The 22,451-nt window shown below is 60.3% G+C and carries 20 protein-coding genes; 8 read left to right on the forward strand and 12 right to left on the reverse strand.

The features are described 5' to 3' along the window. Nucleotides 1-202 precede the first annotated feature (202 nt). Nucleotides 203-406 (reverse strand): cold-shock protein, encoded by a 204-nt coding sequence (locus tag P9250_RS00755; RefSeq protein WP_008347993.1) that lies wholly within the window; start codon nt 404-406, stop codon nt 203-205. Nucleotides 407-648: 242 nt separating this feature from the next. On the opposite strand from P9250_RS00755, the gene P9250_RS00760 reads away from it, so the two are divergent. Further along, entirely contained in the window at nt 649-1,434 is a 786-nt protein-coding gene (locus tag P9250_RS00760; RefSeq protein WP_310390713.1) for an aldolase, read from the forward strand. Between the two features lie 9 nt (nt 1,435-1,443). On the opposite strand, the gene P9250_RS00765 is transcribed toward P9250_RS00760, so the two are convergent. The 5 genes from P9250_RS00765 to P9250_RS00785 form a co-directional block, all read right to left on the reverse strand. Continuing rightward, nucleotides 1,444-2,709, reverse strand: a complete 1,266-nt coding sequence (locus P9250_RS00765) for an ABC transporter permease (RefSeq protein WP_250494032.1) — start codon at nt 2,707-2,709, stop codon at nt 1,444-1,446. Between the two features lie 69 nt (nt 2,710-2,778). Further along, nucleotides 2,779-4,296, reverse strand: coding sequence for a sugar ABC transporter ATP-binding protein (locus tag P9250_RS00770; protein ID WP_310390714.1), 1,518 nt, complete (start codon nt 4,294-4,296; stop codon nt 2,779-2,781). 9 nt (nt 4,297-4,305) lie between these two features. Next, complete coding sequence (locus P9250_RS00775) at nt 4,306-5,280, reverse strand: substrate-binding domain-containing protein (RefSeq protein ID WP_250467991.1); 975 nt, start codon at nt 5,278-5,280, stop codon at nt 4,306-4,308. 54 nt (nt 5,281-5,334) lie between these two features. Beyond that, complete coding sequence (locus P9250_RS00780; protein ID WP_244831330.1) at nt 5,335-6,405, reverse strand: LacI family DNA-binding transcriptional regulator; 1,071 nt, start codon at nt 6,403-6,405, stop codon at nt 5,335-5,337. A 95-nt stretch (nt 6,406-6,500) separates the two neighbouring features. Beyond that, nucleotides 6,501-7,085, reverse strand: a complete 585-nt coding sequence (locus P9250_RS00785) for a DUF1349 domain-containing protein (protein WP_244831331.1) — start codon at nt 7,083-7,085, stop codon at nt 6,501-6,503. A 171-nt stretch (nt 7,086-7,256) separates the two neighbouring features. On the opposite strand from P9250_RS00785, the gene P9250_RS00790 reads away from it, so the two are divergent. Further along, complete coding sequence (locus tag P9250_RS00790) at nt 7,257-8,654, forward strand: DUF308 domain-containing protein (protein WP_309964879.1); 1,398 nt, start codon at nt 7,257-7,259, stop codon at nt 8,652-8,654. Nucleotides 8,655-8,657: 3 nt separating this feature from the next. Here P9250_RS00790 and P9250_RS00795 read toward each other — a convergent pair whose 3' ends face one another. The 3 genes from P9250_RS00795 to P9250_RS00805 all read right to left on the reverse strand — a co-directional run bounded on the left by P9250_RS00795 (nt 8,658) and on the right by P9250_RS00805 (nt 11,752). Further along, entirely contained in the window at nt 8,658-8,921 is a 264-nt protein-coding gene (locus P9250_RS00795) for a hypothetical protein (protein WP_244831333.1), read from the reverse strand. A gap of 57 nt (nt 8,922-8,978) precedes the next feature. Next, nucleotides 8,979-10,061, reverse strand: a complete 1,083-nt coding sequence (locus tag P9250_RS00800; protein WP_244831334.1) for a glycosyltransferase family 2 protein — start codon at nt 10,059-10,061, stop codon at nt 8,979-8,981. Nucleotides 10,062-10,699: 638 nt separating this feature from the next. Beyond that, nucleotides 10,700-11,752 carry a LacI family DNA-binding transcriptional regulator gene (locus P9250_RS00805; protein ID WP_250510565.1) on the reverse strand — a complete coding sequence of 351 codons (1,053 nt, stop codon included), beginning with the start codon at nt 11,750-11,752 and terminating at the stop codon, nt 10,700-10,702. Nucleotides 11,753-11,897: 145 nt separating this feature from the next. On the opposite strand from P9250_RS00805, the gene P9250_RS00810 reads away from it, so the two are divergent. Continuing rightward, nucleotides 11,898-12,956, forward strand: coding sequence for a fatty acid desaturase family protein (locus P9250_RS00810; RefSeq protein WP_409014777.1), 1,059 nt, complete (start codon nt 11,898-11,900; stop codon nt 12,954-12,956). 22 nt (nt 12,957-12,978) lie between these two features. Further along, nucleotides 12,979-13,287, forward strand: coding sequence for a non-heme iron oxygenase ferredoxin subunit (locus P9250_RS00815; protein ID WP_244831337.1), 309 nt, complete (start codon nt 12,979-12,981; stop codon nt 13,285-13,287). A gap of 12 nt (nt 13,288-13,299) precedes the next feature. Here the strand turns inward: P9250_RS00815 and P9250_RS00820 are convergent, their stop codons facing one another. Then, the gene (locus tag P9250_RS00820; RefSeq protein WP_310390715.1) at nt 13,300-15,255 is read right to left on the reverse strand and encodes a Cache 3/Cache 2 fusion domain-containing protein; all 1,956 of its coding nucleotides are present in this window, start codon (nt 15,253-15,255) and stop codon (nt 13,300-13,302) included. A 425-nt stretch (nt 15,256-15,680) separates the two neighbouring features. Between P9250_RS00820 and P9250_RS00825 the strand changes: the two genes are divergently transcribed. Continuing rightward, nucleotides 15,681-16,964 carry an MFS transporter gene (locus P9250_RS00825; protein WP_244831339.1) on the forward strand — a complete coding sequence of 428 codons (1,284 nt, stop codon included), beginning with the start codon at nt 15,681-15,683 and terminating at the stop codon, nt 16,962-16,964. Between the two features lie 61 nt (nt 16,965-17,025). Here P9250_RS00825 and P9250_RS00830 read toward each other — a convergent pair whose 3' ends face one another. Further along, nucleotides 17,026-18,027: a LacI family DNA-binding transcriptional regulator gene (locus P9250_RS00830; protein WP_310390716.1), complete on the reverse strand. Its 1,002-nt coding sequence runs from the start codon at nt 18,025-18,027 to the stop codon at nt 17,026-17,028. A gap of 186 nt (nt 18,028-18,213) precedes the next feature. Between P9250_RS00830 and P9250_RS00835 the strand changes: the two genes are divergently transcribed. The 3 genes from P9250_RS00835 (at nt 18,214) to P9250_RS00845 (ending at nt 21,494) form a co-directional block, all read left to right on the forward strand. Next, complete coding sequence (locus P9250_RS00835; RefSeq protein WP_310390717.1) at nt 18,214-19,041, forward strand: NAD(P)-dependent oxidoreductase; 828 nt, start codon at nt 18,214-18,216, stop codon at nt 19,039-19,041. Continuing rightward, nucleotides 19,041-19,940, forward strand: a complete 900-nt coding sequence (locus P9250_RS00840) for an SMP-30/gluconolactonase/LRE family protein (protein ID WP_309847800.1) — start codon at nt 19,041-19,043, stop codon at nt 19,938-19,940. Before P9250_RS00835 ends, P9250_RS00840 begins: the two co-directional genes overlap by 1 nt. Before the next feature lie 210 nt (nt 19,941-20,150). After that, entirely contained in the window at nt 20,151-21,494 is a 1,344-nt protein-coding gene (locus P9250_RS00845; protein ID WP_244831343.1) for an MFS transporter, read from the forward strand. Nucleotides 21,495-21,549: 55 nt separating this feature from the next. Here P9250_RS00845 and P9250_RS00850 read toward each other — a convergent pair whose 3' ends face one another. Further along, entirely contained in the window at nt 21,550-22,326 is a 777-nt protein-coding gene (locus P9250_RS00850; protein ID WP_409014778.1) for a FadR/GntR family transcriptional regulator, read from the reverse strand. Nucleotides 22,327-22,451: the final 125 nt, after the last annotated feature.

Consider the following 22,451-nt stretch of genomic DNA (forward strand, 5'->3'; position numbering starts at 1 on the left):
GTCGATTGCTTCGCGAGTTCACGCAAGTAACGAGGATGGTTTTTTGGGCAGATGAGGCGAACTTCGAAGGCTCGCGTCGGCTGGCGCTGATTCTACTGAGTTATTAAGAAAACTGACGGCGACGCGCCTAAGATTTTGTGGCGTTTCCAATGAAAAACGGCCCCGAAGGGCCGTTCCTGCGCTAAGGCGAGATCAGCCGCTATTACAGCGGCTGGATCGTCGAAGCTTGCTTGCCCTTAGGGCCTTGCTTGACTTCGAAGCTCACCTTCTGGTTCTCCTGGAGCGACTTGAAACCCTTTGACTGGATTTCGGAGAAATGTGCAAACAGGTCTTCGCCGCCGTCATCCGGCGTGATGAAACCAAAACCCTTTGCATCGTTGAACCACTTAACAGTACCTGTTGCCATTTGTCCAAACCCTATTGAGACAAGTTACGTTGAAAATGCGCCCTTAATTTCGAGCGGCATAGATTTTTACCACGCCAAAGAGTTTTTTTCCAATACGCGTTTTTGCTAAGGTTATGGTCATACGCGCGTCATAACGGGCGATTTTTCCTGATCGCCCTTCGCATACGGACCAATTTGCCGATGTTGCTTAAGGAACTGCCGTTTTTATAGGCAGAAAACGTTCAGACAGAAGACCACATGCAATGGCTCATACGCTTGTCACCGGTACAGCCGCTTTAGCGTCTGCGCATCGGCTCGATACACCCGCTATCGCCGAAGCTCGCTGCGAACTCGCGGCGTGTTTCCGCTTAGCCGCGCTGCATGGGCTGGAGGAGGGCGTATGCAATCATTTTTCCGCGACAGTGCCAGGGCACGACGACCTTTTTCTGGTTAATCCCTATGGTTATGCCTTTAGCGAGATCACGGCGTCGCATCTGCTGATCTGCGACTTCGACGGCAACGTGATCGAAGGTGAAGGCCAGCCCGAGGCAACTGCATTCTTTATTCATGCAAGGCTGCATCGGCTGATGCCGCGCGTGAAGGCCGCATTCCACACACATATGCCGAGCGCGACCGCGCTCTGCCTGCTCGAAGGGCCGCCGCTCCTGTGGCTTGGGCAGACGGCGCTGAAGTTCTACGGCCGCACGGCCGTGGATGAGTACTACAACGGCCTCGCGCTCGATGCAACGGAGGGCGACCGTATCGCGGCGGCAATGGGCAACGCGGACATACTCTTCCTCAAGAATCATGGCGTGATGGTGGCGGGCGCGAGCATCGCCGAGGCCTGGGACGATCTCTACTACCTCGAGCGCGCGGCCGAAGTGCAGCTCCGTGCGATGAACACGCAGCGCCCGATCAAGCCCGTGCCGCATGAGGTAGCGCAGGCCGCCTACGAGCAAATGCGCGCGGGCGACGCGCAGAGCGCGCGGGCGCATCTGGCGAGCGGCATGCGGCAGTTGCGGGCGCGGGGTATCGCGTTCGACATCTGAGCGCAGTATTCAAGACCGGCGCACGAGGCGCTTAAGCCAGCCGCGCCGCCGCCCGACGTCGGTCTGTTGTAAAAATACCGCGATCACGATAATCAAGCCCTTCAGCACAAGCTGCGTGTTGCTGTCGATGCTATTGAGCAGAAGGATGTTGCTCAAAAAGCCGAAGATCAGCACGCCCGCCACGGTGCCCGAGACGCGTCCTACGCCGCCCGAAAGACTCGTCCCGCCTATCACAACGGCGGCGATTGCATCCAGTTCCCAGCCCATTCCGGCATCGGCCTTGCCCTGTCGATACTGCGCTGCATACAAAACGCCAACGAGCGCCGAGAGCATGCCCGAGATGGCATACGCCGCCATCTTGTGGCGTCCCACGTTCAGGCCGGAGACGACGGCGCACTTCTCGTTGCCGCCGATTGCATACAAATACTTGCCGAAGATCGTGCGATTCATCACGAAGCCGACGACCAGCGCGATCGCCAAAAAAAACAGCGCGGGCACGGGAACGATGTCGAAGAGCAGCGCGCGCAGCGCTTCGATATCGGTGGTGGCATTGCTGCCGCTGTAAATCGAATACACGGCGGTGTCCTGCCCGGCGATAAGCCGCGCCGCGCCTAGCACACCGACCATCGCGGCGAGCGTGACGATGAACGGCTGCATGCGGCCACGCGTGATGATCCAGCCATTGAGCGCGCCGAGCGTGAAGCCCGCGAGCGGCACGATCCAGAGCACGGCTATAAGCGGCATGCGATGCCCGCCATGTAACGCAATATAGGCGCATGCAAAAGCCGCCACGACGAGCGCTATGCCGAGGTCCATCGTGAGCGGTGCCTGCGTGGCGGGCGCGCCGCGAGCACGCCTGAAGCCGCGGACGACGTTCATCGCGGCGAGCGCGATCGCAAAGACCGCGATTGCATTCAAAATTATGGATGCCGACACCGCGCGATTCCAGGCGTCCGTGGTGAGCAGCATGGCCGTGAGCACGCTGCCGAGACCCATGATCGCGCCCACCGAGAGATCGATTCCCGCCGTGATGATGACGAGCGTCATGCCGATGGAAATCACGCCTACGTTCGCCACCTGGCGAAACACGTCGGAGATGTTCGCGCTGGACAAAAAGATATTGCTGCCATCGGCCGCGTGAGGCGACGTGAACGCACCGACCACGAGCAACACAATCAAACCGAGGTAATACTTGAGGTAAGTCAGCAATGCGCTCAGGCGCCGCTGGCGCGCGGTGGTCACCGGCTCGGCGAGTTGGTCCCGGGCGTGCAGCATGGTGTCCTTCTCCGTTTTGCATGTTGCGTTTTGCATTCGGCATCCCAGCATTTGGCATTCAAAATGCCGTCAGGGCGACGCCATTCTGACGAGTGCATCGACTGAAAATTGCTCGCGCGGCAAAATTCCGCGAGCGCGTCCTTCGCACATGACGAGAATGCGGTCGCCAAGCAGCATGAGTTCGTCGATCTCCGAACTCGCCACGATCACCGTGACGCCTTCGCGCGCGGCGGCGAGAATCTGGCGATAGATCTCGGCCTTCGCTGCTACATCGACGCCGCGCGTCGGTTCATCGAGCAAAAGGAGACGCGGCTTCGTCATCAGCCATTTACCGATGATGAGCTTCTGCTGATTGCCGCCCGACAAGGTGCTCGCATCCTGCGCGAGACTGCGATGCTTGACGTTCGAAGCGTGCGCTTGCGCATCGGCCCATGCATGTAGCTTGCCGCGTCGATAAAACGGAAAGCCCGGCGCGCGCGAAAGCGAAGGCAACAGCAGGTTCGCCTCGAGCGACTGATCGAGCACGAGGCCGTCTTTCTTGCGGTCTTCGGTGACGAAGGCCAGCCCCGCCGCGGCCGCGCGATCGGGTGAATCGAATGCATGAGCATGACCGGCTGCGCGTATCTCTCCATCGCGACGATACGGCGACACACCGAAGATCGCTTCCAGTATCTCGGTCTTGCCCGCGCCGAGCAGCCCCGAGATGCCGAACACCTCGCCTTCCTGCACCGCGAACGACACGTCCGCCACGAGCGCGCGAGCCGCATTCCAGAGCGTCAGGTTGCACACATCGAGGGCGCACGCGCGCTCACGCGGCGCTTCGGCTTCGCTGCGCTCGGGCGGCGCGAAGTCCTTGCCGATCATCATCGAGACCAGCGCCGCCGACGATTCGACCTGTGGCATCTGCAAGGTCGCGATGCGCCGGCCATCGCGCAATACGGTCACTCGATCCGCCACCGCGAATACTTCGCCAAGCCGATGGCTGATCAGCACGATACCCATGCCGCGCTCGCGCAGATCGCGTGTGAGGGTGAGCAGCGCCTGCGTCTCGGTATCGGATAGCGCGGACGTGGGCTCGTCCATGATGAGCACGCGAGCATCGGCAAGCAAAGCCTTCGCAATCTCGACGAGTTGTTTCTCGCCTACACGCAGCGTGCCCACGAGCGCACTCGGCGGCACACGAAAGCCTAGTTGCGCGAGGACCTTAGTTGCCGCCGCATGCATCGCGCGCCGATCCGGAAAGCCGAAACGTGTACGCAGTTCCTTGCCAAGAAAGATGTTGTCGACCGCCGACAAGGTGTCGACCAGATTCAATTCCTGATGAATGATGGCGACGCCCGCGAGCGCCGCATCGTTCACGCTAACAAGACGCGTTGCTTCGCCGCGCACGCGGATGCTGCCCGCGTCCGGCGTATAGAGGCCGCCCAGGATCTTCATCAAGCTCGACTTGCCCGCGCCGTTTTCGCCGACGAGCGCGTGTATCTCGCCCGCCGCGACATCGAAGTCGACGCCCGACAGCGCGGCGCTGCCGTTAAAGGATATCGACAGGCCTTCGGCTTCGATGAGCGGCGTGGCTACGGTGGCCATCGATCGAACTCAGTGAGTGGCGATATATTGCTTCGCGTTGTCCTTGAAGATGCCTTGCGTCGGCAACGTAAGCTTCTTTTCCACCTTCTCGCCTTTCAGCACCTTGAGCGATTGACGGATGCCTTCCGCGCCTGGCGTCGGATACATGAAGGTGCCCGCGAGCAGGCCTTGTTCGACCCACGTCGCGCCTTCTTGCGGCAAGCCGTCGATACCCACGAACTTGATGTTCTTCTCGCGTCCCGCATCCTTCGCGGCGAGATATGCGCCGTAGGCCATCGGGTCGTTATGCGCATAGACCACGTCGATCTTCGGCTGCACGCGCAACACGGTCTTCATGTAGTCGTACGCCTTGTCCTGCTTCCAGTCGCAATCCACGCGTTCGCCCACGCGCTTGATGCCTTTCTCCGGCGCGATGGCCTTATCCGCGCCATCGTGACGATCGTGCGCGGGCTGCGCACCGAAGCCGCCCCATATCTCGACGAGATTGCCTTGCGCCTTGCCAGACCCGCCCATCACCTTGACGATGAAGTTGCCCGCTTCCTGACCGATCTGTACGTTGTCACCACCGATGAACTCCGTGTATTGATCGCCGTTCACTTCGCGGTCCAGCACGAACACGGGAATGCCCGCCTTGAAGGCTTTTTCGACGACGCCCGTCAGCCCCGCGGACTCCTTCGGCGAAATGAAGATCGCGTCCATCTTCTGCGCGATGAAGTTCTCCATGTCGGCGTTTTGCTTATCGGTACGGTCCCCCGCGTCGGCAATGATGAGTTCGACTTCCGGATGCTTTGCCGCTTCGGCTCGCATGTCCTTGTTGAACTGCACGCGCCACGGCTCGACGGTCGTGACCTGAGAAAAGCCGAAACGGTACTTCTTCTGCTGCGCGAATGCGGTTTGCGTGAAGAGTGCGGAGAACGTTCCCACTGCGCCGGCAAGCGGTATAGCGAGAAGACTTGCGGTAACGATGCGTCGTTTGCTGTCCATTTTGTCTCTCTCCTTCGTCTTATGGTTGCGGGCCCTGCATTGGCGAATAAAACGTTATAGCGTGGCGGATTTGCGCGTTCGCTTTCGAGCAGCTTGATCGATGGCTTTCATCGGAGGCGCCGTGCTTTCACGCACGAGCAGATCGGCCTTCATGCGCAGATGCACATGCTCGCCGGTTTCACCTTGCAACTGCTTGTGGAGCAACTGCCAGATCGCACGCCCCACGGCTTCTACCGGCTGATGTATCGAACTGATACGCGGATGAAGCACCGACATCCACGGGGCGTCGTCGAAAGAGAGCAAGGAAACCTCTCCAGGCAGGCGCAATTCGGCATCGCGTATGGCACGCAGTGCGCCAAGCGTGGCCACGTTCGCACCGGTAAAAAGCGCGGTGGGGCGTTCGCTTGCAGACAAAAGCCCGAGCGTCGCCGCGTGGCTTTCCGTATCCGTCATGCCGCATACCACCACGCGCGCATGTCGCGTAAGACCGGCGCGTTTCATGGCGTCGAGATAGCCGTCCGCGCGTTCGCGGCTATTCACGAGATCGAGCGCATTGACGATGAATGTAATGCGCCGATGCCCGAGCGCGATGAGATGTTCCGTGCCATCGCTCGCGGCGCGGCGGCTGTCCGTCGTCACCGTGTTCGCCGGAAAGCTGTTGTCCACGCGGTCCGCCATCACGAGCGGCACGTCGCATTCGCGCAATTCGTCGATGGCATGTGCATAGCCATGACACGGAATGATGATCATGCCCGCCACCTGACGCGACAACACGAAACGTATGCGCTCGGCCTCGCGCTCGGGGTCTTCCTGCGCATGCGCGAGCAGCAGCCGATAACCGCTTGCCAGCGCATGATCTTCCACCACGCATAGCAGTTCAATAAAGAACGAGTTCGTGAGATCCGGCACGACGAAGCCGATGGACGTCGAACGATTGCTGCGCAATTCCGCCGCAAGACTGTTGCGCCGATAACCCAGCGCTCGCGCGGCTTCCCATACTTGCTGCCGTCGCAGTTCGCTTACGCCTTCGGCGCCTGCCAGCACTTTCGACGCCGTGCCAAGCGAGACGCCCGCCGCACTGGCGACATCCTTCAAGGTGCTGGCAGTCTTTTTACGTGAGTCCACGAGTGCTTTTGCCGTCTTTTTTTGAAACGTTTCAGAATTCTAGAAAGCGTTCGCAAACGGGGCAAGTGAGTACTTGTACGGAGCACGCTACCGCGCTACAGAGAGGTATCGTGCAGGTCCTTTACGATAGGCGGCCCGATCTTGAAGTCGGAGAAGCGCACGGTGAGGCCGCCGCGCTCGGGCGTGCAACACATGGGTCCGACGAGCCAGTGCGGCGACGCGGTAGTCGACGCGAAGGGCGCGATACGCATGAGGGTCCAATGACGCTCGTCCGCGCTGCACTGCATCTTGAGCACGCCATCGGCGACGGTCATGCGCAGCCTGAAGCGGTTGCCGCTGGCGGGCGAACCAAGCGACCAGTCGGAGAAATCATTGGTCAGCACGGTGCTGAAGGTCAGCGCGCCGTCGTTGTACTCCGCGCCTGCCTTGACCCAGCGCTCGGCGCTCTCGCGCACCATCAGGCCCGCTTGGTCGTAGAGCGCGGAGAAATCTCCATCGACGGTGACTTCGGCGCTGAAATCACCGTTCGCGCTCGCGGCGAAAACATGGCCGTTGTCGCGGATGAAACCGTAGTGCGTCTTGCGCCAGAAGTCCGTGCTGGCGTCCGTGGTGACGAACAGCGTACCGTCTTCAATGCGCCATTGCGCGGGCTCGTTGATCCACTGACATTGGTCGAACATGGCAGCCTCGCTACGTGGAAAGGGCGTTGGCAGTATGGCACATCGTGCATGCCGAATCGAATGGTCGTACTTAACGAAGCGGACAGAGCGATTTCATTTAAGGCCCGCACTGCACTAACATGAATGCGCGAGGCTTCTCTGCGCTCATGCAACGACACGAAAGGCAAATCCATGGTCAAGTTAATGATGATCCTGCTGGGCGTGGACTATTTGCGCGGACGCTGGCGCAGTCTGATGGTGACAGGATGGCTGCTGCTTGTCGTTGGCTTGGGCATATTCATCGATGCACTCGACGGTTCGCTCGGCTTTCCGATTCCACTCGTTGGCTGGTTGTTGTTGATCGAAGGCGCGCTGACGCTTGCGGTTGCATGGGCCGGCGTCGGCGGGCAACGCAGGTTGCGCTATTCGAAGGGTATCGTGTTCGTCCTTGCGGCCGTGCTGGTGCTTCAGGGGCCGCGTCATCACGCCAACTTCATTCTTTCGTTGTTCATTGGCGCGGCCTTTCTCTCGGATGGCCTCTTGCAAGCCGCATCCGCTGTTGTCGTGCGATATCGACGTTGGCGCGTGGCGCTTGGTTTTGCGATCTTCGAGATATTGCTGGCGGTCTTCGTCATTCAACCGTACCCGACGCATTACAAGAGCACCGTGGTGTATTGCGTGGGCGTGCTCTTCATGTTCGCAGGTTGGAATCTCGTGATGATCGCGTCGCGCGTACGCAAGCTGAACAGCAATCCGGCAGTCTGGGGCGATGCAAGCGCCGAGGCCGCGAGCGCAGCGAGTGATACGAAAGACGGTACGCCAGTCGTCTTGCCGGCAAGCGAATGGGACGGGCCGCCCGCGGACAACGAGCCCGCATTGACCGTGCATGTGTGGACGCCCGTGGGTACATCGAAGGGCGAGGTGCAACGGTATCTGATCGTCGACCGGTACATTGCGGCGGTGGATCGCAATGGCGTGATATCGACGGGACATGCCGCGCTCGAATCGCCTGAGGGCGTATATGTGAGCCTTTATCCGGCAGTCGAGATAGACCGCTCGCCCGATGACTTTGCGCGCCTCTTGCGTGCCACGAGCGATAACGACGTGCCAGGCGTGTTTCAGCCGAGCTACCCGATCGAGTCGAAGACATGGTGTCCTTCGACCACGCGAGTGCGCATTCGCAATTACGATCCAACGCGGCTAGCGCGCTTCTGGAGCACGTATCGCGAGGACACGACGTACAACCTCACGCATCGCAACTGTTCGAGCAGCGTCTCGCGCGCACTGGAGGCGGCGCTCGAAGGGGCGGCTGGGCGGCTCTATGGCGCGCGGGCGGGCTGGGGCGCGCTGTTTCGTATGCTGGTGACGCCTGAACTATGGGTGGCCGCGCAGATCCGAAAGCGTGCAGTGACGATGGCCTGGACTCCTGGCCTCACGCTCGACTATGCGCGTGCGCTTAGCATGGTTGCCGATCCACGTCCGTATGGCTGGCTCAAGGTGGCGCGCATGGCGATAGCGAAGATGCGGCAATCGCGGCGTCAATGGCGGCATGAAGGCTCTTCGTCGATGGACCCGCCTGCAAACGCCTGAGATTCAAGCGCCTTCGTCGAGATCGTCTGCGGCCTTGCGTTCGCGTCGCGCTTCGTTGGCGCGGCGTGCACGCAGTCGCTGCTTCGACAGCTGCGTAATGACCTCGCCCGTGCTCGCGCCGGCCGGAATCTCGTTGCGAATGACCTTGGGCACCATGGGCAGACCCAGGCGCTGGCGGCGCAGGGCACGCGCGATGAACGTGCGACAGGTCTGTCCATGGCAGTCCCACTCATCGCGAATTCGCTCGCAGTAAGGACATTTTTCCATGCAAACAGTTTACCGCGAAACGCAAAGCGCTTCGCGGGCGGGTCTGGGCGCGTGTTTCTAGCCGCTAAACTGATTCGTCGGACTATGCCGGCGCTCGCGCTGATGATGGTCGAGACTGCGGCGCAGCATCTTCTTCAGCAGGCCCTTGATGAAGTAGATCGAGCGATCGGCGCGCACGTTGAAATCGAACGGCTTGAGTGCGACGACTTCGCGACCGTTGCGTTCCGAGAGCTTGGCGCGAGTTCTGCGATGATCCACCGCCATTGCCGCCAGTGTCTCCGATGCCGCCTTGAATTGTCCCCGATCCACCCGCGCGCACACATGACATGCGCGATGAAACGCCTTGTCGAAGATCGTGAGCCAGTAATCGTCCATCTCGCCGCCGTCGCAACGCGCGAGCGCTTCGAGCCCGTTCGTGCGGAGGTCCTTCATGTCGGTGAGCGTCGCTTTCTGCGTGATGCTGCCAAAACGTCGGCGATAACCGATTAGCGGGTCTGCAATGCGATAGATACTGCTTGCGCGAAGGTACATGGACGGCACGACCGCCATGTCTTCGTAGTGCCGGCCCACTGGGAACTGCGTGCCGTTGAACATGTCCGTGCGATAGATACGCGCCCAGACGAAGGTATGGAAGCCGTCCGCGAAGTGCTGAAGCGCGGCGCGGTTCATCGCGTGACCGCCGCTTGCGTGATGCATGACGAGATCGATGCCGTCGATATGGCGGCCGTCGTCGTCGATGATCTTCACGTTGTATTCGACGAGGTCCCACACGCGTTCCTTGAGTGCGGGAATAACGCTGCTCGAAAAATTCTCGAGATAGATGTCGTCGCCGTCAAGGAAGCCGACGTAGGGCGTTCGCACTGCCGCAAGCCCGGTATTGCGTGCCGCGCTCAGACCGCCATTGCGCTGCTTGATGAGCTGAATATGACGGCCGCCATCGCGCTCCACGATCGCTTCCGCGGCCGCATAGGTCTCGTCGCGAGAACCGTCGTCCACCACGATGATGCGCATGGCGTCGATATGGGGTTGCGACAGTAGGGACTCGAGTGCTTCCTCGATGTATCCCTCGATGTTGTACGCCGCGACCACGATGGTCAGTAGCGGTTCTGTGTCTCGCAAAGAGTCACTTTCAAACGGCATATCGGATGCTCCGTCGGATGAAGGGGCTCAGGGGCGTGCCAGTGCATGCCAATGCGCTGGCCTGATTACGCGGTCTCCTTCTGGCGGCCGGCGTGTCGATTTGCACGCCTGTTTGGCCGGACTGCCGAGGCTCATTGGCTTCGGCTTGCTGTGCGCGATGCGAAGAGCAATCGCAGTAGATCAGATTGATTGAAGCAGGTTCCCGCAAGCTGTGATTGTCGGCTTGGGCAGAGAGGAAGGCCCAAGTTTCGGACCCGGTTCTGCTGCATATTACCGGGTCAAAAAAACAATGTAATGACAATGACATGTCGGTTAGTCGACGCAGCGACTCCAACAGACTTGCGATGCATTCTTCAAAGAAGCTGCAGCGATTACCTGTCGGTTTTGTTCAGGCGCTTTAGCGCTAGTCATCTCATTCGTTTGCAATCTCATCGATGTTTGTCCTTCATATTGCTGCGCTCCGTGCGCTTAAGCACATCAAAATATAAGTTGATGCGTCTATGAAACGCGTATGCGCCCATGCGATACCGCTTGTTTAAGTAGCCTCAAGCAGATTGAAAGATTCGGTGCTTGGCGAACGCTCTGAAAAGCTCACTAAGCATGACCTCTTCAGCAAGGCGAATGCCATGCAAGGACGGTCAGACGTTCTCGGACGTAAAAAGTTGCGCCGGAAGTGGATATTGGCTTGCTTGCGCTGTCTCTCCAGGCAAGGTATTCAACGCGCGAAGCATGGCAAGCACTGCGGTCTGAGCGATCTGTTGCAATGGCGTATCGATGACCAGATCGATGATGCCGTCCACGAGCGCGTCGTGACGGTCGGGCATGAGATCGGAGCAAACGGTGACGATGTGTCGTCCTATTGCTTCCTCGCGCAGTGCGCGTATCACACCACCCACGCCGCCGCCAGGAATGTAAAGACCAGCGAGATCGTCATGCCGCGCAAGCATGGCAAGCGTCGCTTCATAGGCCAGTTGCTTGTCTTCGAGATTGATTTGCGTGTCGAGCACTCGCAGTCCTGGCGCATGTTCACGCAGATAAGAGCGAAAGCTGATTTCGCAGCTTTCTTGTCCCAGATAGCGGGGCGTGCCCACGAATACGCCAACCGTACCTGCCTTGCGATGCGTGAGCCTGCTCACGGCCCACGCGGCAGTGCGGCCGCTCTTGCGTGGGTCCACGCCGATATAACCTGCACGCAATGGCGCGCTCAGGTCGGACAATAGCGTGACCGTTGGCTTGCCCGCTGCATGCAAGGTTTCGATGGCCGCGGTCACATGCGGATGATCGACCGCCACGACGCCGAGCGCATCCGCTTCTTCTCCAAGCGACAGCAACGTACGCGCGATGGACGCGGGATCGAGTTCGTCCATATACGCGATCACTGCCTTGCAACGTTCGGGTTCGTGACGCGTGACCGTCTCCGTCAGAATGCGCGCGAACGCCTGATAAAACGGGTCGGCGCGTTTCTGCAGACAGAAGCCGAGCGTGCGCGGGGCATCGATGGCTCCTAGTTGAGCGCGCATGCGTTCGCGCATCAGTTGAGCACCGTGATAGCCGATGCGCTCTGCCGCTTCTATCACGCGCAACGCGGTGCCTTCGCGCACGGTCAGGCGTCCGTTGAACACGCGATCCACCGTGGCCGAACTGACGCCAGCGGCTTCCGCCACCGACTGAAGCGTGGGACGCTTGGTCATTTTGATGGAAATGATGGATTTGCGAGGGCACGCAATGATGCTTAAAGATAGCAAATTTATGCGTTCCTTGCGCACGCACGGGCTCGCTCATATCATCGACTTCAATAAAAATAAATGATGTATTCCAATCATCGGATGAGGTGACATGATGGAATCGGAGGAGACGCAGCGGCGGCGCTATCGGCTGATAGGCGGGGCAGGCGAAGAGGCGAACGCCGCGGGCCTTGCCAATGGCACCTGGTATAGATGCCCTTTGCCGCGCCCCGTGCTCAAGCAACTCACGCAACGCAGTGATGCAAGAGCCATTCGCGACACCGTTCTTTGGTACGCAGCCATCGTCGCGAGCGGCGTCCTTGCCTGGTTCGCATGGCAGGCGCATTCGCTGTGGGCCATCCCCGCGTTTCTGCTCTACGGGACGCTTTACTGCGGCCCCGCCGATTCGCGCTGGCATGAGAGCGGACACGGCACCGCATTCAAGACCGCGTGGATGAACAAGGCGCTTTATCAAGTGGCGTCCTTTCAGGTGTTTCGGCGACCGACCGTATGGCGCTGGAGTCATGCGCGCCATCACACCGATACCTTGGTAGTGGGCCGCGATCCCGAAATCGGTGTGCAATTGCCGACGGACTGGCTTGCGCTGGTGCTGAACGTCTTCGCGCTGAAGCACGTAGCGAACGAATTGCCCAAGGTCGTGGCGTCTGCGTTCGGCAATATCGGTGAAGAAGAAAAGACCTTCGTGCCTGAGACGGAATGGCCGAAGGTCGTGCGCGAGGCGCGCATCTGGCTCGCGATCTATGCAGCAGTGATCGTGACATGCATTGCGTTTCGCAGTGTGTTGCCGCTGCTTTATATCGGCTTGCCGAGTCTTTACGGCGCATGGCTTTATCTGTACTTCGGGCTCACGCAACACGCGGGCATGCCGGAGAACGTGCTCGACCATCGCAAGAATTGCCGCACCGTGATGATGAATCCCGTGTTTCGTTTCCTTTATCTGAACATGAACTATCACGTCGAACATCACATGTTCCCGATGGTGCCGTATCACGCGCTGCCGGATCTGCACGATGCCGTCAAGCACGACATGCCGCCGCCTTACACGAGTTCCATCGCGGCTTATGCCGAGATCATCCCGGCGCTCATGCGGCAGACGCGGGACCCGTCGTATCACGTCGAGAGGCCGGTGCCCACCGCCACGCAAAGCTGAGTATGAAAAGGAGACATGCCCCATGACGCAATGGATCGACGCCGCCGCGTTGGACGACATCGACGATGAAGACGTCAAACGCTTCGATCACGATGGCCGCACGTTCGCGATCTATCGAGTGAACGACGAGGTGTTTGCAAGCGACGGCCTCTGCACGCACGAACAAGTTCATCTGAGCGAGGGCTTCTTGTTCGACCATGTGATCGAATGCCCGAAGCACAACGGGCAATTCGATATTCGCGACGGCCGCGCGCTCGGTGCGCCCGTTTGCATCAACTTGCAGACATACCCCGCAAAAGTGCAGGACGGACGCATCTTCGTGGAGATTTGAAGCGCCGATGCCTCAAACGCGGAACATGCTGACCACGCGTGCAAGGCGCTCGGCCTGATCGCGCAACTCGACGGTCGAGTGTTCCGCTTCGCTGACGAGCGCCGCATTCTGCTGTGTGGCTTCGCCAATCTGCATGACGGCCATGTTCACCTGCTCGATGCCGCTCGCCTGTTCCCGCGATGCCACGCCGATCTCATCGACGATAGCGTTCACGCGCGTCACCTGTTCGACGATGCCGTTCATCGTGCTGCTGGCTTCCTCGGCGATTCTGTAGCCGTGCGATACCTTGCCCGCCGATTCGCTGATCAACACTTCGATTTCCTTCACCGCGCCCGCACTGCGTTGCGCAAGCGCGCGCACTTCCGATGCCACCACGGCGAAGCCTCTGCCATGCTCACCCGCGCGCGCCGCTTCGACGGCAGCATTGAGCGCAAGGATATTCGTCTGAAAGGCGATGCCTTCGATGGTCGCCGTGATATCGGCGATACGTCGTGACGATGCATCGATCTCGCCCATCGTCGAAACCACGCGGCCCACGGCTTCGCCGCCCGCACGTGCAGCTTCGGATGCCGACGCGACCAGCGTGCCCGCCTGCGCCGTATTTGCCGCGTTCTGCTGCACGGTCGAGGTGATCTGTTCCATGCTCGCGGCCGTTTCCTCGACGCTTGCAGCCTGCGTCGCGATGCGCGATGCGATATCCGTGCTGCCGGATGCGATGCGAGCGGTGCCATCGCTCATGTCGGATGATGCGCTGCGAACCTGCGCGACGATGCCCGCCAGTCCGCGCGCAACGCCGTCGATGGCGCGCATCAGGCGGCCGATATCGTCTTCGCGCGTAGTATCGATACGAACGGTCAGATCGCCAGCGGCGATACGTTCCGAGGCATGCGTGACGTCGTCGAGCGGCCGGCTGACGAGCTTCGCCACGGCATAGAGCAAGACGCCGACTAGCGCCGCGATCACCACGAGGCCGATCAGCAAGAAGCGGTTGCGACTTGCGTGCACATCGGCGAGCAGTTCATCGCGATATGCAATGCCACCGATCATCCAGTTCCATTGCGGCACGGTCATAAAGACGATTTCCTTCGCGCCGCCATGCACGCGCGCATCCGCGCCCGCGATTGTGGCGCCTTCGAAATCGCGCTGGCCTTCCTGCTTGTCGAGCATCGCCTTGAACGGCGCAACGCGTTCATCGGCCATCTCGCCTTGCGCGTCCGGATGCACCAGAAGCTTGCCGCGGTTCGCACCATTCGAAGCGTCGACGACGAAGTGATAGCCGGTCGCACCGATCGTGAGCTTGCGGATGTTGTCCTGCAACGCCGCGATTTCCGCGGAAACATCGACGCCCACGAACAGCGCACCGACGACGCGACCCGATGTATCCGTCACGGGCTTGTATTCGGTGATGTACTGCTTGCCGAACAGCGCCGCCACGCCGATGTACGACTTGCCTGCGAGGATCGGTGCATAAGCCGGTCCCTTGCGATCGAGCAGCGTGCCGATGGCGCGCGTGCCGTCCTGCTTCTTGAGCGAGGTCGTCACACGCACGAAGTCGTCGCCAGTGCGCGCAAAAACGGTCGCGATTGCGCCGCTTTCCGCGAGAAACGCATCGGGAATGGCGAAGTCGCCGTTGAGTGGCTTGTCGCCCGCGTTGATCGCAGGCGTCGCAACGCCGCCGATGTCGACCGTATGCGATTCGTCGAGCGAGAAGGCAGCAGGCAGGCGATTCGAGAACATCGTCATGAAGCGCGAGACTTCGGCGCTCACGGCCGTGTTGTAGAGGCCGATCATCGATGCGATCGAGCGATTCTCACTTTCGACGCGTGCGAGCGCGTGCGCATCGACTTGCTCGCCGGCCGAGCGGGTGACGACAAGTGTGAGGGTGGCGACGACGACGGCCGCGAGAGAACACGCCAGCGCGGCGAATTTGGTGCCGACGTTCAAGCGGGCTAGACGAATACGAAGCATGGGGAGCACTGGGCGATGTGAAAGACGTAAGTGACGGTTATCGGCAGCGAAGCCACCTGCCTTTAGCGTTTCGCGGCGCGTTTGGCATGCAAAAGACAAGATGCCGCATGACTGAATGCAAAACACCAGATTCAACCGGCGTGGGAGCCAAGCTTTGTTGGAAACAACGCAGAAAACGATTAACTCAATCTTTCAACTACATTTCGTTTAGCAGCGGGGCCTTATGTGGAGCGGCTCTGGCGGCATTAGGGAAAGTACAGGGATAGGCAACACGCACTGAAGCCATTATTCTTCAAAAAACGTTTTCCAAAACCTGGCCGGCAAGCGCGTTCTAGTCACGCGATAAGCCGAAGCCCACGGCGCTCGTCGCCGTCAATGCAACAAGTCACGCGGCACGACGAGCGCCGCCGCGTACGGAGACATTCATGCAAACAGCCGTCGTAGGCGTCGTGCGCGCAGCCAGCCGTTATCGCTGGACCGTGTGTGCGCTGCTCTTCTTCGCCACCGTCATCAACTACATGGACCGGCAGATTCTCGGTCTGCTCGCACCGGTTCTGCAGCATGACATCGGCTGGACGCAGGTTCAGTACGGGCGCATCGTGATCGCGTTCTCGGCGTTCTATGCAATCGGACTGTTGTGCTTCGGGCGTATCGTCGACTGGCTCGGTACGCGCATCTCCTACGGCCTCGCCATGTTCGTCTGGAGCATCGCTGCCATGCTGCACGCGGCGGTCGGCTCCGTCATGGGCTTTGCCATGGTGCGCGCGCTGCTCGGTATCGGCGAAGGCGGCAACTTCCCGGCGGCCATCAAGACGACGGCCGAATGGTTCCCGCGTCGCGAACGCGCGCTCGCTACTGGTATTTTTAATTCCGGCGCGAACATCGGTGCGGTGTTCGCACCGGCGATCATCCCGGCGCTCGCCGTTGCCTTCGGCTGGCGCGCGGCGTTCGTGATGATCGGTGCGATCGGTCTCGTATGGCTCGTGGTCTGGTTCGTGATGTATCGCCAACCAGACGCGAGCGCGCATGACGACGATATCGAACGCGACGACACCGAAATCGCCGATGCCGCCAACGCTCACGCAGGCGCTCCCGGCTTCAAGGTGCTCATCAAGAAGCGTGAAACCTGGGCCTTTCTGATCGGCAAGTTCCTGACCGATCCGGTGTGGTGGTTCTACCTGTTCTGGCTGCCGAAGTGGCTCAACGAGTCGCGCGGCATGGACATGCAGCATATCGGTCTGCCGCTCGTCGTAATCTATGCGATCACTACGGTGGGCAGTATCGGCGGCGGCTGGATTTCATCGGCGCTGATGCGCGCGGGCTGGAGCGTGAACGCGGCGCGCAAGACGGCCATGTTCATCTGTGCATGTTGTGTTTTGCCGATTGCATTCGTTTCGCTGGCGCAGAATCTGTGGGTCGCGGTCGCTATCGTCGGTCTCGCTGCAGCGGCGCACCAGGGCTGGTCGGCAAACCTGTTCACCACGGCGTCGGACCTGTTCCCGAAGCGCGCGGTCGGTGCAGTGGTCGGTATCGGCGGCATGGCCGGCTCGATCGGCGGCGTGCTGTTCTCGGAAGTGATCGGCCAAGTGCTCCAACGCACCGGTCAGTATTGGGCGCTGTTCGCCATCGGCGCATCGGCTTACCTGATCGCGTTCGCCATCATGCACGTGCTCACGCCGAAAATGACGCCGGCCAAGCTGGAATCCTGATCGCATGCAAAATGCCGCCGACACTCGAAAGATGCCGGCGGCATATTGCGTTATGAATACATCATGCAGTAGCAGTCACCGCAGCTGTCGATTCACGCACGATCAGGCGCGGCTCGAACATGGAGTTACCGGGGTCAGGATGACCGGCGAGCGAATCGATGAGCTTCTGCATTGCGAGTTCGCCCATCTTCTCGCTCTGGATATCGACGGTGGTGAGTCCGGGCGCGGCGTAAGCGCCGTACGGCACGTTGTCGATGCCGGTGACGGAGACGTCCTCCGGCACGCGAATGCCGAGGGTCGCGGCTTCCTTCATGAAGCCGAGCGCGATCAGGTCGTTGTAGCAGATGACCGCCTGGGGACGCCTCGGGCCGAGCATCACGCGCGAGCAGGCGTGTTCGCCGGCAAGCGAAGTGGGCGCGTGGGCGTCGTGGACATCGAGTTCGAGGCCCACGTCTTCGAGACACTCGCGCACGCCGCGAATCCGCTCGTCGTTGATGCGCGCCTGGCCGAAGCCGAGGTATGCAATGCGGCGGTGCCCGAGGTTGAGCAGGTGCCGCGCGAGCATATGGGCGGCGAGGCGGTTGTCGATACCGACGCTTGGAATCGGCAGCGCTTCCGCGTTGCGCAGAAGCACGACGGGCTTGTCGAGATCGAGCATCCAGTGTGCTTCTTCGTCGGGTAGCCGCGAACTGACGATCAGACCGTCCACGCGTTGCGCGAGGGCTTCGATCAGCGGACGTTCGCGGGCCTGGGTTTCGTCGATATCGACGAGCAAGAGCGTGTAGTCGTGCCGGAGCGCAATGCGGTTCGCGCCTTTCACGACGTTGGTGAAGTGCGGATTGCTGATGTCGAGAATCGTGAGGCCGATAGTGCGCGTGCGGCCGGTGATCATCGAGCGGGCAAGCGGGTTCGAACGATAGCCTAGCGTTTCGATCGCCGCCTTGAGTTTGGCCTCGACGGGTGCTGAAAAGCGCTGCGCGCCGTTGATGTATTTGGACACCGTCGCGACCGAGACGCCCGCTGCGGCGGCGACATCGCGAATGGTCGTAGAAGTTTTCTTCATTCGGAGGGTAACGTTTACTTTGGCTTTTTCCAATGTTAACGGATTTTGACGTCGGTTCGGGAAACGTCGCATCGATAAAATCGATGAGGAGCGCCTTCGCTGTGGCCGTATCGGCATCACTATAAAGCCGAAAACGTTTTCTTCCATAGAGCTTTCAATTTATCTCACGTATCTCAAGGAGTTTCGATGAACCAGCCATCCGCAACGGGCAAACCGTTCAAGCGTCTGCTTCTGACCGGCGGGGCCGGCAATCTCGGGCGCCAGTTGCGGCCCGCGCTCGCGCAATGGGCCGATGTCGTGCGCGTTTCGGACATCGCACCGCTCGATGACGCAGCCTCCCACGAGGAAGTCAGCGCGGCCGATCTCGCGGACCGCGACGCGGTAATGCGCATGGTGGAAGGCGTCGATGCGATCGTGCATCTCGGCGGCATCTCCATCGACGCGCCCTTCGACGATCTGATCGAAGCGAACATTCGCGGCACTTACAACATCTACGAAGCGGCGCGCCGGCATGGCGTGAAGCGCGTCGTGTTCGCGAGTTCGAATCATGCGATCGGTTTTCATCCGGTCACCGAGGTGCTCGACACGGATTCGCCGCATCGCCCGGACAGTCTCTATGGCGTGACGAAGTGTTTCGGCGAGTCGCTGTCGCGCTACTACTTCGATCGCTTCGGCATCGAGACGGTCAACTTGCGCATTGGCTCGTCGTTCGAGGAGCCGAAGAATCCGCGCATGCTGGTGACTTATCTGAGCTACCGCGACTTCATCGAGCTCGTGCGTTGCTCGCTCTTCGCCAACCGCGTCGGCCATGCGGTGGTGTACGGCGCATCCAACAATCCGGTTAAGTGGTGGGACAACTCGGGCGCGGCGTTTTTGGGCTTCCGTCCGCAAGACAGTTCGGAACAGTTCAACGGACTCTTCCCCACAACCGCGCCGACAGCCGACCGCGACGACCCCGCACAACGCTTTCAAGGCGGTCCATACGTCCTCGGCGAACCGCTGGAGCGCAAGTAATGGCGAGCGTGGAGCGCCTCGAAGCGGCGGGACACGCGGCGGTCGGCGAGTGCCCGGTGTGGCGCGCGGAAGAGGGCGCGCTCTACTGGGTGGATATTCCGGCGCGCAAGTTCGTGCGTCTCGTCGTCGCGAGCGGCGAGCGCAGCGAGTGGACGTTGCCCGAGCAGATCGCGTGTTTTGCATTCGATCCGACGGGAACTGTCGTGGCGGGCATGGAGAGCGGCCTGTTTGCATTCGGCATGCAGTCGACAAAAGACATTCGACCATCGAAGCTGGCCGCACCGAGTTTTCCCGCGCCGGGCATGCGCTTCAACGACGGCCGCTGCGACCGTCAGGGCCGCTTCTGGGCCGGCACGATGGTGCAGGACATGTCGCTCGCAAGTCCGGCTGGCGCGCTGTTCCGGTTCGATACGGACGGCGTGCTGTCGGAGCCTATCGTCGATGGCCTCGTCACCCAGAATGGTCTCGCCTGGTCGCCGGATGGCCGCACGATGTATCTGTCGGATTCGCATCCAACCAAGCGTGTGATCTGGGCATTCGATTTCGATCTCGACACGGGCACACCGCGTAACCGCCGCGTCTTCGCCGATCTGCATGACTATGCGGGCCGTCCCGACGGCGCGGCCGTGGACGCCGACGGCTGTTACTGGACTTGCGCCAACGACGCCGGCCGCCTTTTGCGTTTCACGCCGCGAGGCGAACTTGACCGTGAAATCGCGTTGCCGGCCAGCAAGCCGTCGATGTGCGCGTTCGGCGGCAGCGACCTCTCGACGCTCTACGTAACGTCGATTCGCCCCGGTGCGAACGCCACCGAAGACGACGGCTGCGTCTTCGCGCTGAATCCCGGCGTCAAAGGCCTGCCCGAACCGGCATACGGTGCGATGTTACCGGTCGCATAACGACGGCCTCAAGGAGCGGCAAGTCCGCTCCGCACCTTTAGCAATGCGCGCCGCACCGCAATGGCGCGCAAATATTTAGCGCTAAAGCGAACGAAAGTTCGTGAGGCAGGCTAAACACCACTTCTGTCGTCTCCGCTTAAAGAGTAGGCTGCGCGAGTATCCCAACGTATGCCAGCCAACTACCGATTATTCAATTCGGAGGAGACATAGATGGAGCTTGAAACTCGCACCATGAAGCGCGTGATGTTTCGTCTCGTGCCGTTCCTGATTCTGTGTTACTTCATCGCTTACCTCGATCGCGTCAATGTCGGTTTTGCCGCCTTGCAGATGAACAAGGCGCTCGGCTTTTCGGCGAGTATGTTTGGCTTTGGCGCCGGTATCTTTTTCATTGCCTATTTTTTCTTCGAGGTCCCTTCCAACCTGCTGCTCGAACGTTTCGGCGCACGCCGCTGGATCGCGCGCATCATGTTCACGTGGGGCATTCTTGCGGCCTTGATGGCGTGGATTCCGCACATCGCTCAAGCAACGGGCTTGTCGAACGCTTATGTGTTCTATGGCTTGCGCATTTTGCTTGGCATCGCCGAAGCGGGCTTTTTTCCCGGCATTATTTTCCTGCTAACGCTTTGGTTTCCGGCTAAGTATCGCGGGCGAGTGGTGGGCTACTTCATGGCCGCGATTCCGCTTTCGACCGTGATCGGCGGACCCATTTCCGGCGCCTTGCTGCAAATGGATGGCTTGGCCGGCATGCAAGGCTGGCAATGGCTTTATCTGATCGAAGCGCTGCCCGCATTGGTGCTTGCATTCGTGGTGTTCTTTTATCTGACCGACAAGCCCTCCGACGCTCATTGGCTCGCTGAAGACGAGCGCAAGTGGCTCGTCGAACGTCAGGCGCATGAGCGCGCGCATCGCGAGTCGGTTCATGCGTTTAGCGTGAAGGAAGCGATCTTTAATCCGCGCGTGCTTGCCATTGCCTTGATTTACTTCGGCGCCAACGCAACCAATTACGGCTTGAGCTTCTTCTTGCCGCAGATCGTCAAGGCATTCGGCTTGACGAATTTGCAGACTGGCTTTGTCACGGCCATGCCTTACGCGGTCGGTGTGATCAGCATGGTGCTGTGGGGTCGCCACTCGGACCGCAAGCTCGAGCGTCGCTGGCACGTGGCCATTGCATTGATGGTAGCGGCAGGCGGTATCGCGGCTTCAGCTGGCCTGGATAATCCGGTAGCAAAGATGATTGCGCTTTCCATCGCCGGCTTCGGTATCTTCGGCTGTCTGCCGATTATCTGGACCTTGCCCGCTTCGTTCCTTTCGGGCGCGGCGGCGGCTGGCGGTATTGCCGCAATCAACTCGCTTGGCAATCTCGCGGGCTTCTTCGGGCCGTATGCAATGGGCTGGATCAAGGACAGCACGGGCGGCTTTGGTGCAGGTCTGCTTTGCCTGGCCGGCGCGGGGATGGTGGGCGTCGCGGCGGTATTGCTGCTGCATCACGACCCGGCGCTTGAGAGTATCGATCCGCACGACGAAGTCGATGCCGAGCCGAATCTGGCAAGGTAAAACGCTTAAGGGCCGCCTGAATTTTCGGCGGCCCTTTTTAATTTTGCGGCTGGATTCACGCCGTGGCCTGAGCTCTTCGCAATCTCTCCCTGCTGTTGATCAAGTGCAAGCGCATTGCCGTGCGCGCCGAGTCCGCATCGCCGCGTTCGATCGCATCGGCAATCTGCTCGTGCTCGCGATTCACGCGAACCAGATAATCGGCGTAATGGTCGTGTGGAATGGCGGTCGCGGTTAGCCGTGTCCTTGGAAACATCCTTAAACCAAGATGCTCCATGATCTCGACGAAATAGCGATTTCCCGTGGCATGCGCGATTTCTAGATGAAAGCGAAAGTCCGGCGATACGGTGCCATCTTCCTGACCCACGCCGCGCGCAAACTCCGCGAGCGCCGCGCGCATGGTCGCTAGTCTGCCGGCATCGCAACGCATGGCAGCAAGGCCCGCCGATTCGGTTTCCAGACTGATACGCAATTCGAGGATCGCGAGTGCATCCATGGAGCCGGCGACGTCGGCGGGATCGAGCTGCAATAGCGACGAGGTACTCGCTTCGCACACGAACGTACCGATGCCATGACGCGTCTCGACGAGGCCCGCGGCCTGCAGTCGCGATAACGCCTCGCGCACCACGGTGCGGCTCACGCCGAAGCGTTGCACCATCTCCGCCTCGGTCGCGATTCGGCAACCTGCTCGCAATTCCCGCGCGTCGATCTGTGCGCGCAGTGCATCGACGAGCTGTGTGGTCAGACTGCGGCGTGTGCCGTGAGAAGGGGCGGCGACATCCGGGGATACGGATACATTGAACACGTCGACGGAAGGTTCAGGCGTTAGTGTCACAGCGCTCTCTTAGTGTTTTCCAGAGGTTCTGGGAATCGGTCTTTCAACACGTTGACAAATCATTCTGCAAATGATGATATGCGGCATAGAGTGATATGACAACGTACAAGAAATGCGCGCAGGGT

The organism is Caballeronia sp. LP006 (assembly GCF_031450995.1).
GTDB lineage: Bacteria > Pseudomonadota > Gammaproteobacteria > Burkholderiales > Burkholderiaceae > Caballeronia.

Excerpts from the sequence above, each read along its gene's own strand:
- P9250_RS00770 (WP_310390714.1), bottom strand. The coding sequence starts at position 4,296 with ATGGCCACCGTAGCCACGCCGCTCATCGAAGCCGAAGGCCTGTCGATA.
- P9250_RS00820 (WP_310390715.1), bottom strand. The coding sequence starts at position 15,255 with ATGCTTCGTATTCGTCTAGCCCGCTTGAACGTCGGCACCAAATTCGCC.
- P9250_RS00830 (WP_310390716.1), bottom strand. The coding sequence starts at position 18,027 with ATGAAGAAAACTTCTACGACCATTCGCGATGTCGCCGCCGCAGCGGGC.
- P9250_RS00775 (WP_250467991.1), bottom strand. The coding sequence starts at position 5,280 with ATGGACAGCAAACGACGCATCGTTACCGCAAGTCTTCTCGCTATACCG.
- P9250_RS00800 (WP_244831334.1), bottom strand. The coding sequence starts at position 10,061 with ATGCCGTTTGAAAGTGACTCTTTGCGAGACACAGAACCGCTACTGACC.
- P9250_RS00795 (WP_244831333.1), bottom strand. The coding sequence starts at position 8,921 with ATGGAAAAATGTCCTTACTGCGAGCGAATTCGCGATGAGTGGGACTGC.
- P9250_RS00760 (WP_310390713.1), top strand. The coding sequence starts at position 649 with ATGGCTCATACGCTTGTCACCGGTACAGCCGCTTTAGCGTCTGCGCAT.
- P9250_RS00840 (WP_309847800.1), top strand. The coding sequence starts at position 19,041 with ATGGCGAGCGTGGAGCGCCTCGAAGCGGCGGGACACGCGGCGGTCGGC.
- P9250_RS00785 (WP_244831331.1), bottom strand. The coding sequence starts at position 7,085 with ATGTTCGACCAATGTCAGTGGATCAACGAGCCCGCGCAATGGCGCATT.
- P9250_RS00825 (WP_244831339.1), top strand. The coding sequence starts at position 15,681 with ATGCAAACAGCCGTCGTAGGCGTCGTGCGCGCAGCCAGCCGTTATCGC.
- P9250_RS00755 (WP_008347993.1), bottom strand. The coding sequence starts at position 406 with ATGGCAACAGGTACTGTTAAGTGGTTCAACGATGCAAAGGGTTTTGGT.
- P9250_RS00835 (WP_310390717.1), top strand. The coding sequence starts at position 18,214 with ATGAACCAGCCATCCGCAACGGGCAAACCGTTCAAGCGTCTGCTTCTG.
- P9250_RS00845 (WP_244831343.1), top strand. The coding sequence starts at position 20,151 with ATGGAGCTTGAAACTCGCACCATGAAGCGCGTGATGTTTCGTCTCGTG.
- P9250_RS00805 (WP_250510565.1), bottom strand. The coding sequence starts at position 11,752 with ATGACCAAGCGTCCCACGCTTCAGTCGGTGGCGGAAGCCGCTGGCGTC.
- P9250_RS00810 (WP_409014777.1), top strand. The coding sequence starts at position 11,898 with ATGATGGAATCGGAGGAGACGCAGCGGCGGCGCTATCGGCTGATAGGC.
- P9250_RS00765 (WP_250494032.1), bottom strand. The coding sequence starts at position 2,709 with ATGCTGCACGCCCGGGACCAACTCGCCGAGCCGGTGACCACCGCGCGC.
- P9250_RS00815 (WP_244831337.1), top strand. The coding sequence starts at position 12,979 with ATGACGCAATGGATCGACGCCGCCGCGTTGGACGACATCGACGATGAA.
- P9250_RS00790 (WP_309964879.1), top strand. The coding sequence starts at position 7,257 with ATGGTCAAGTTAATGATGATCCTGCTGGGCGTGGACTATTTGCGCGGA.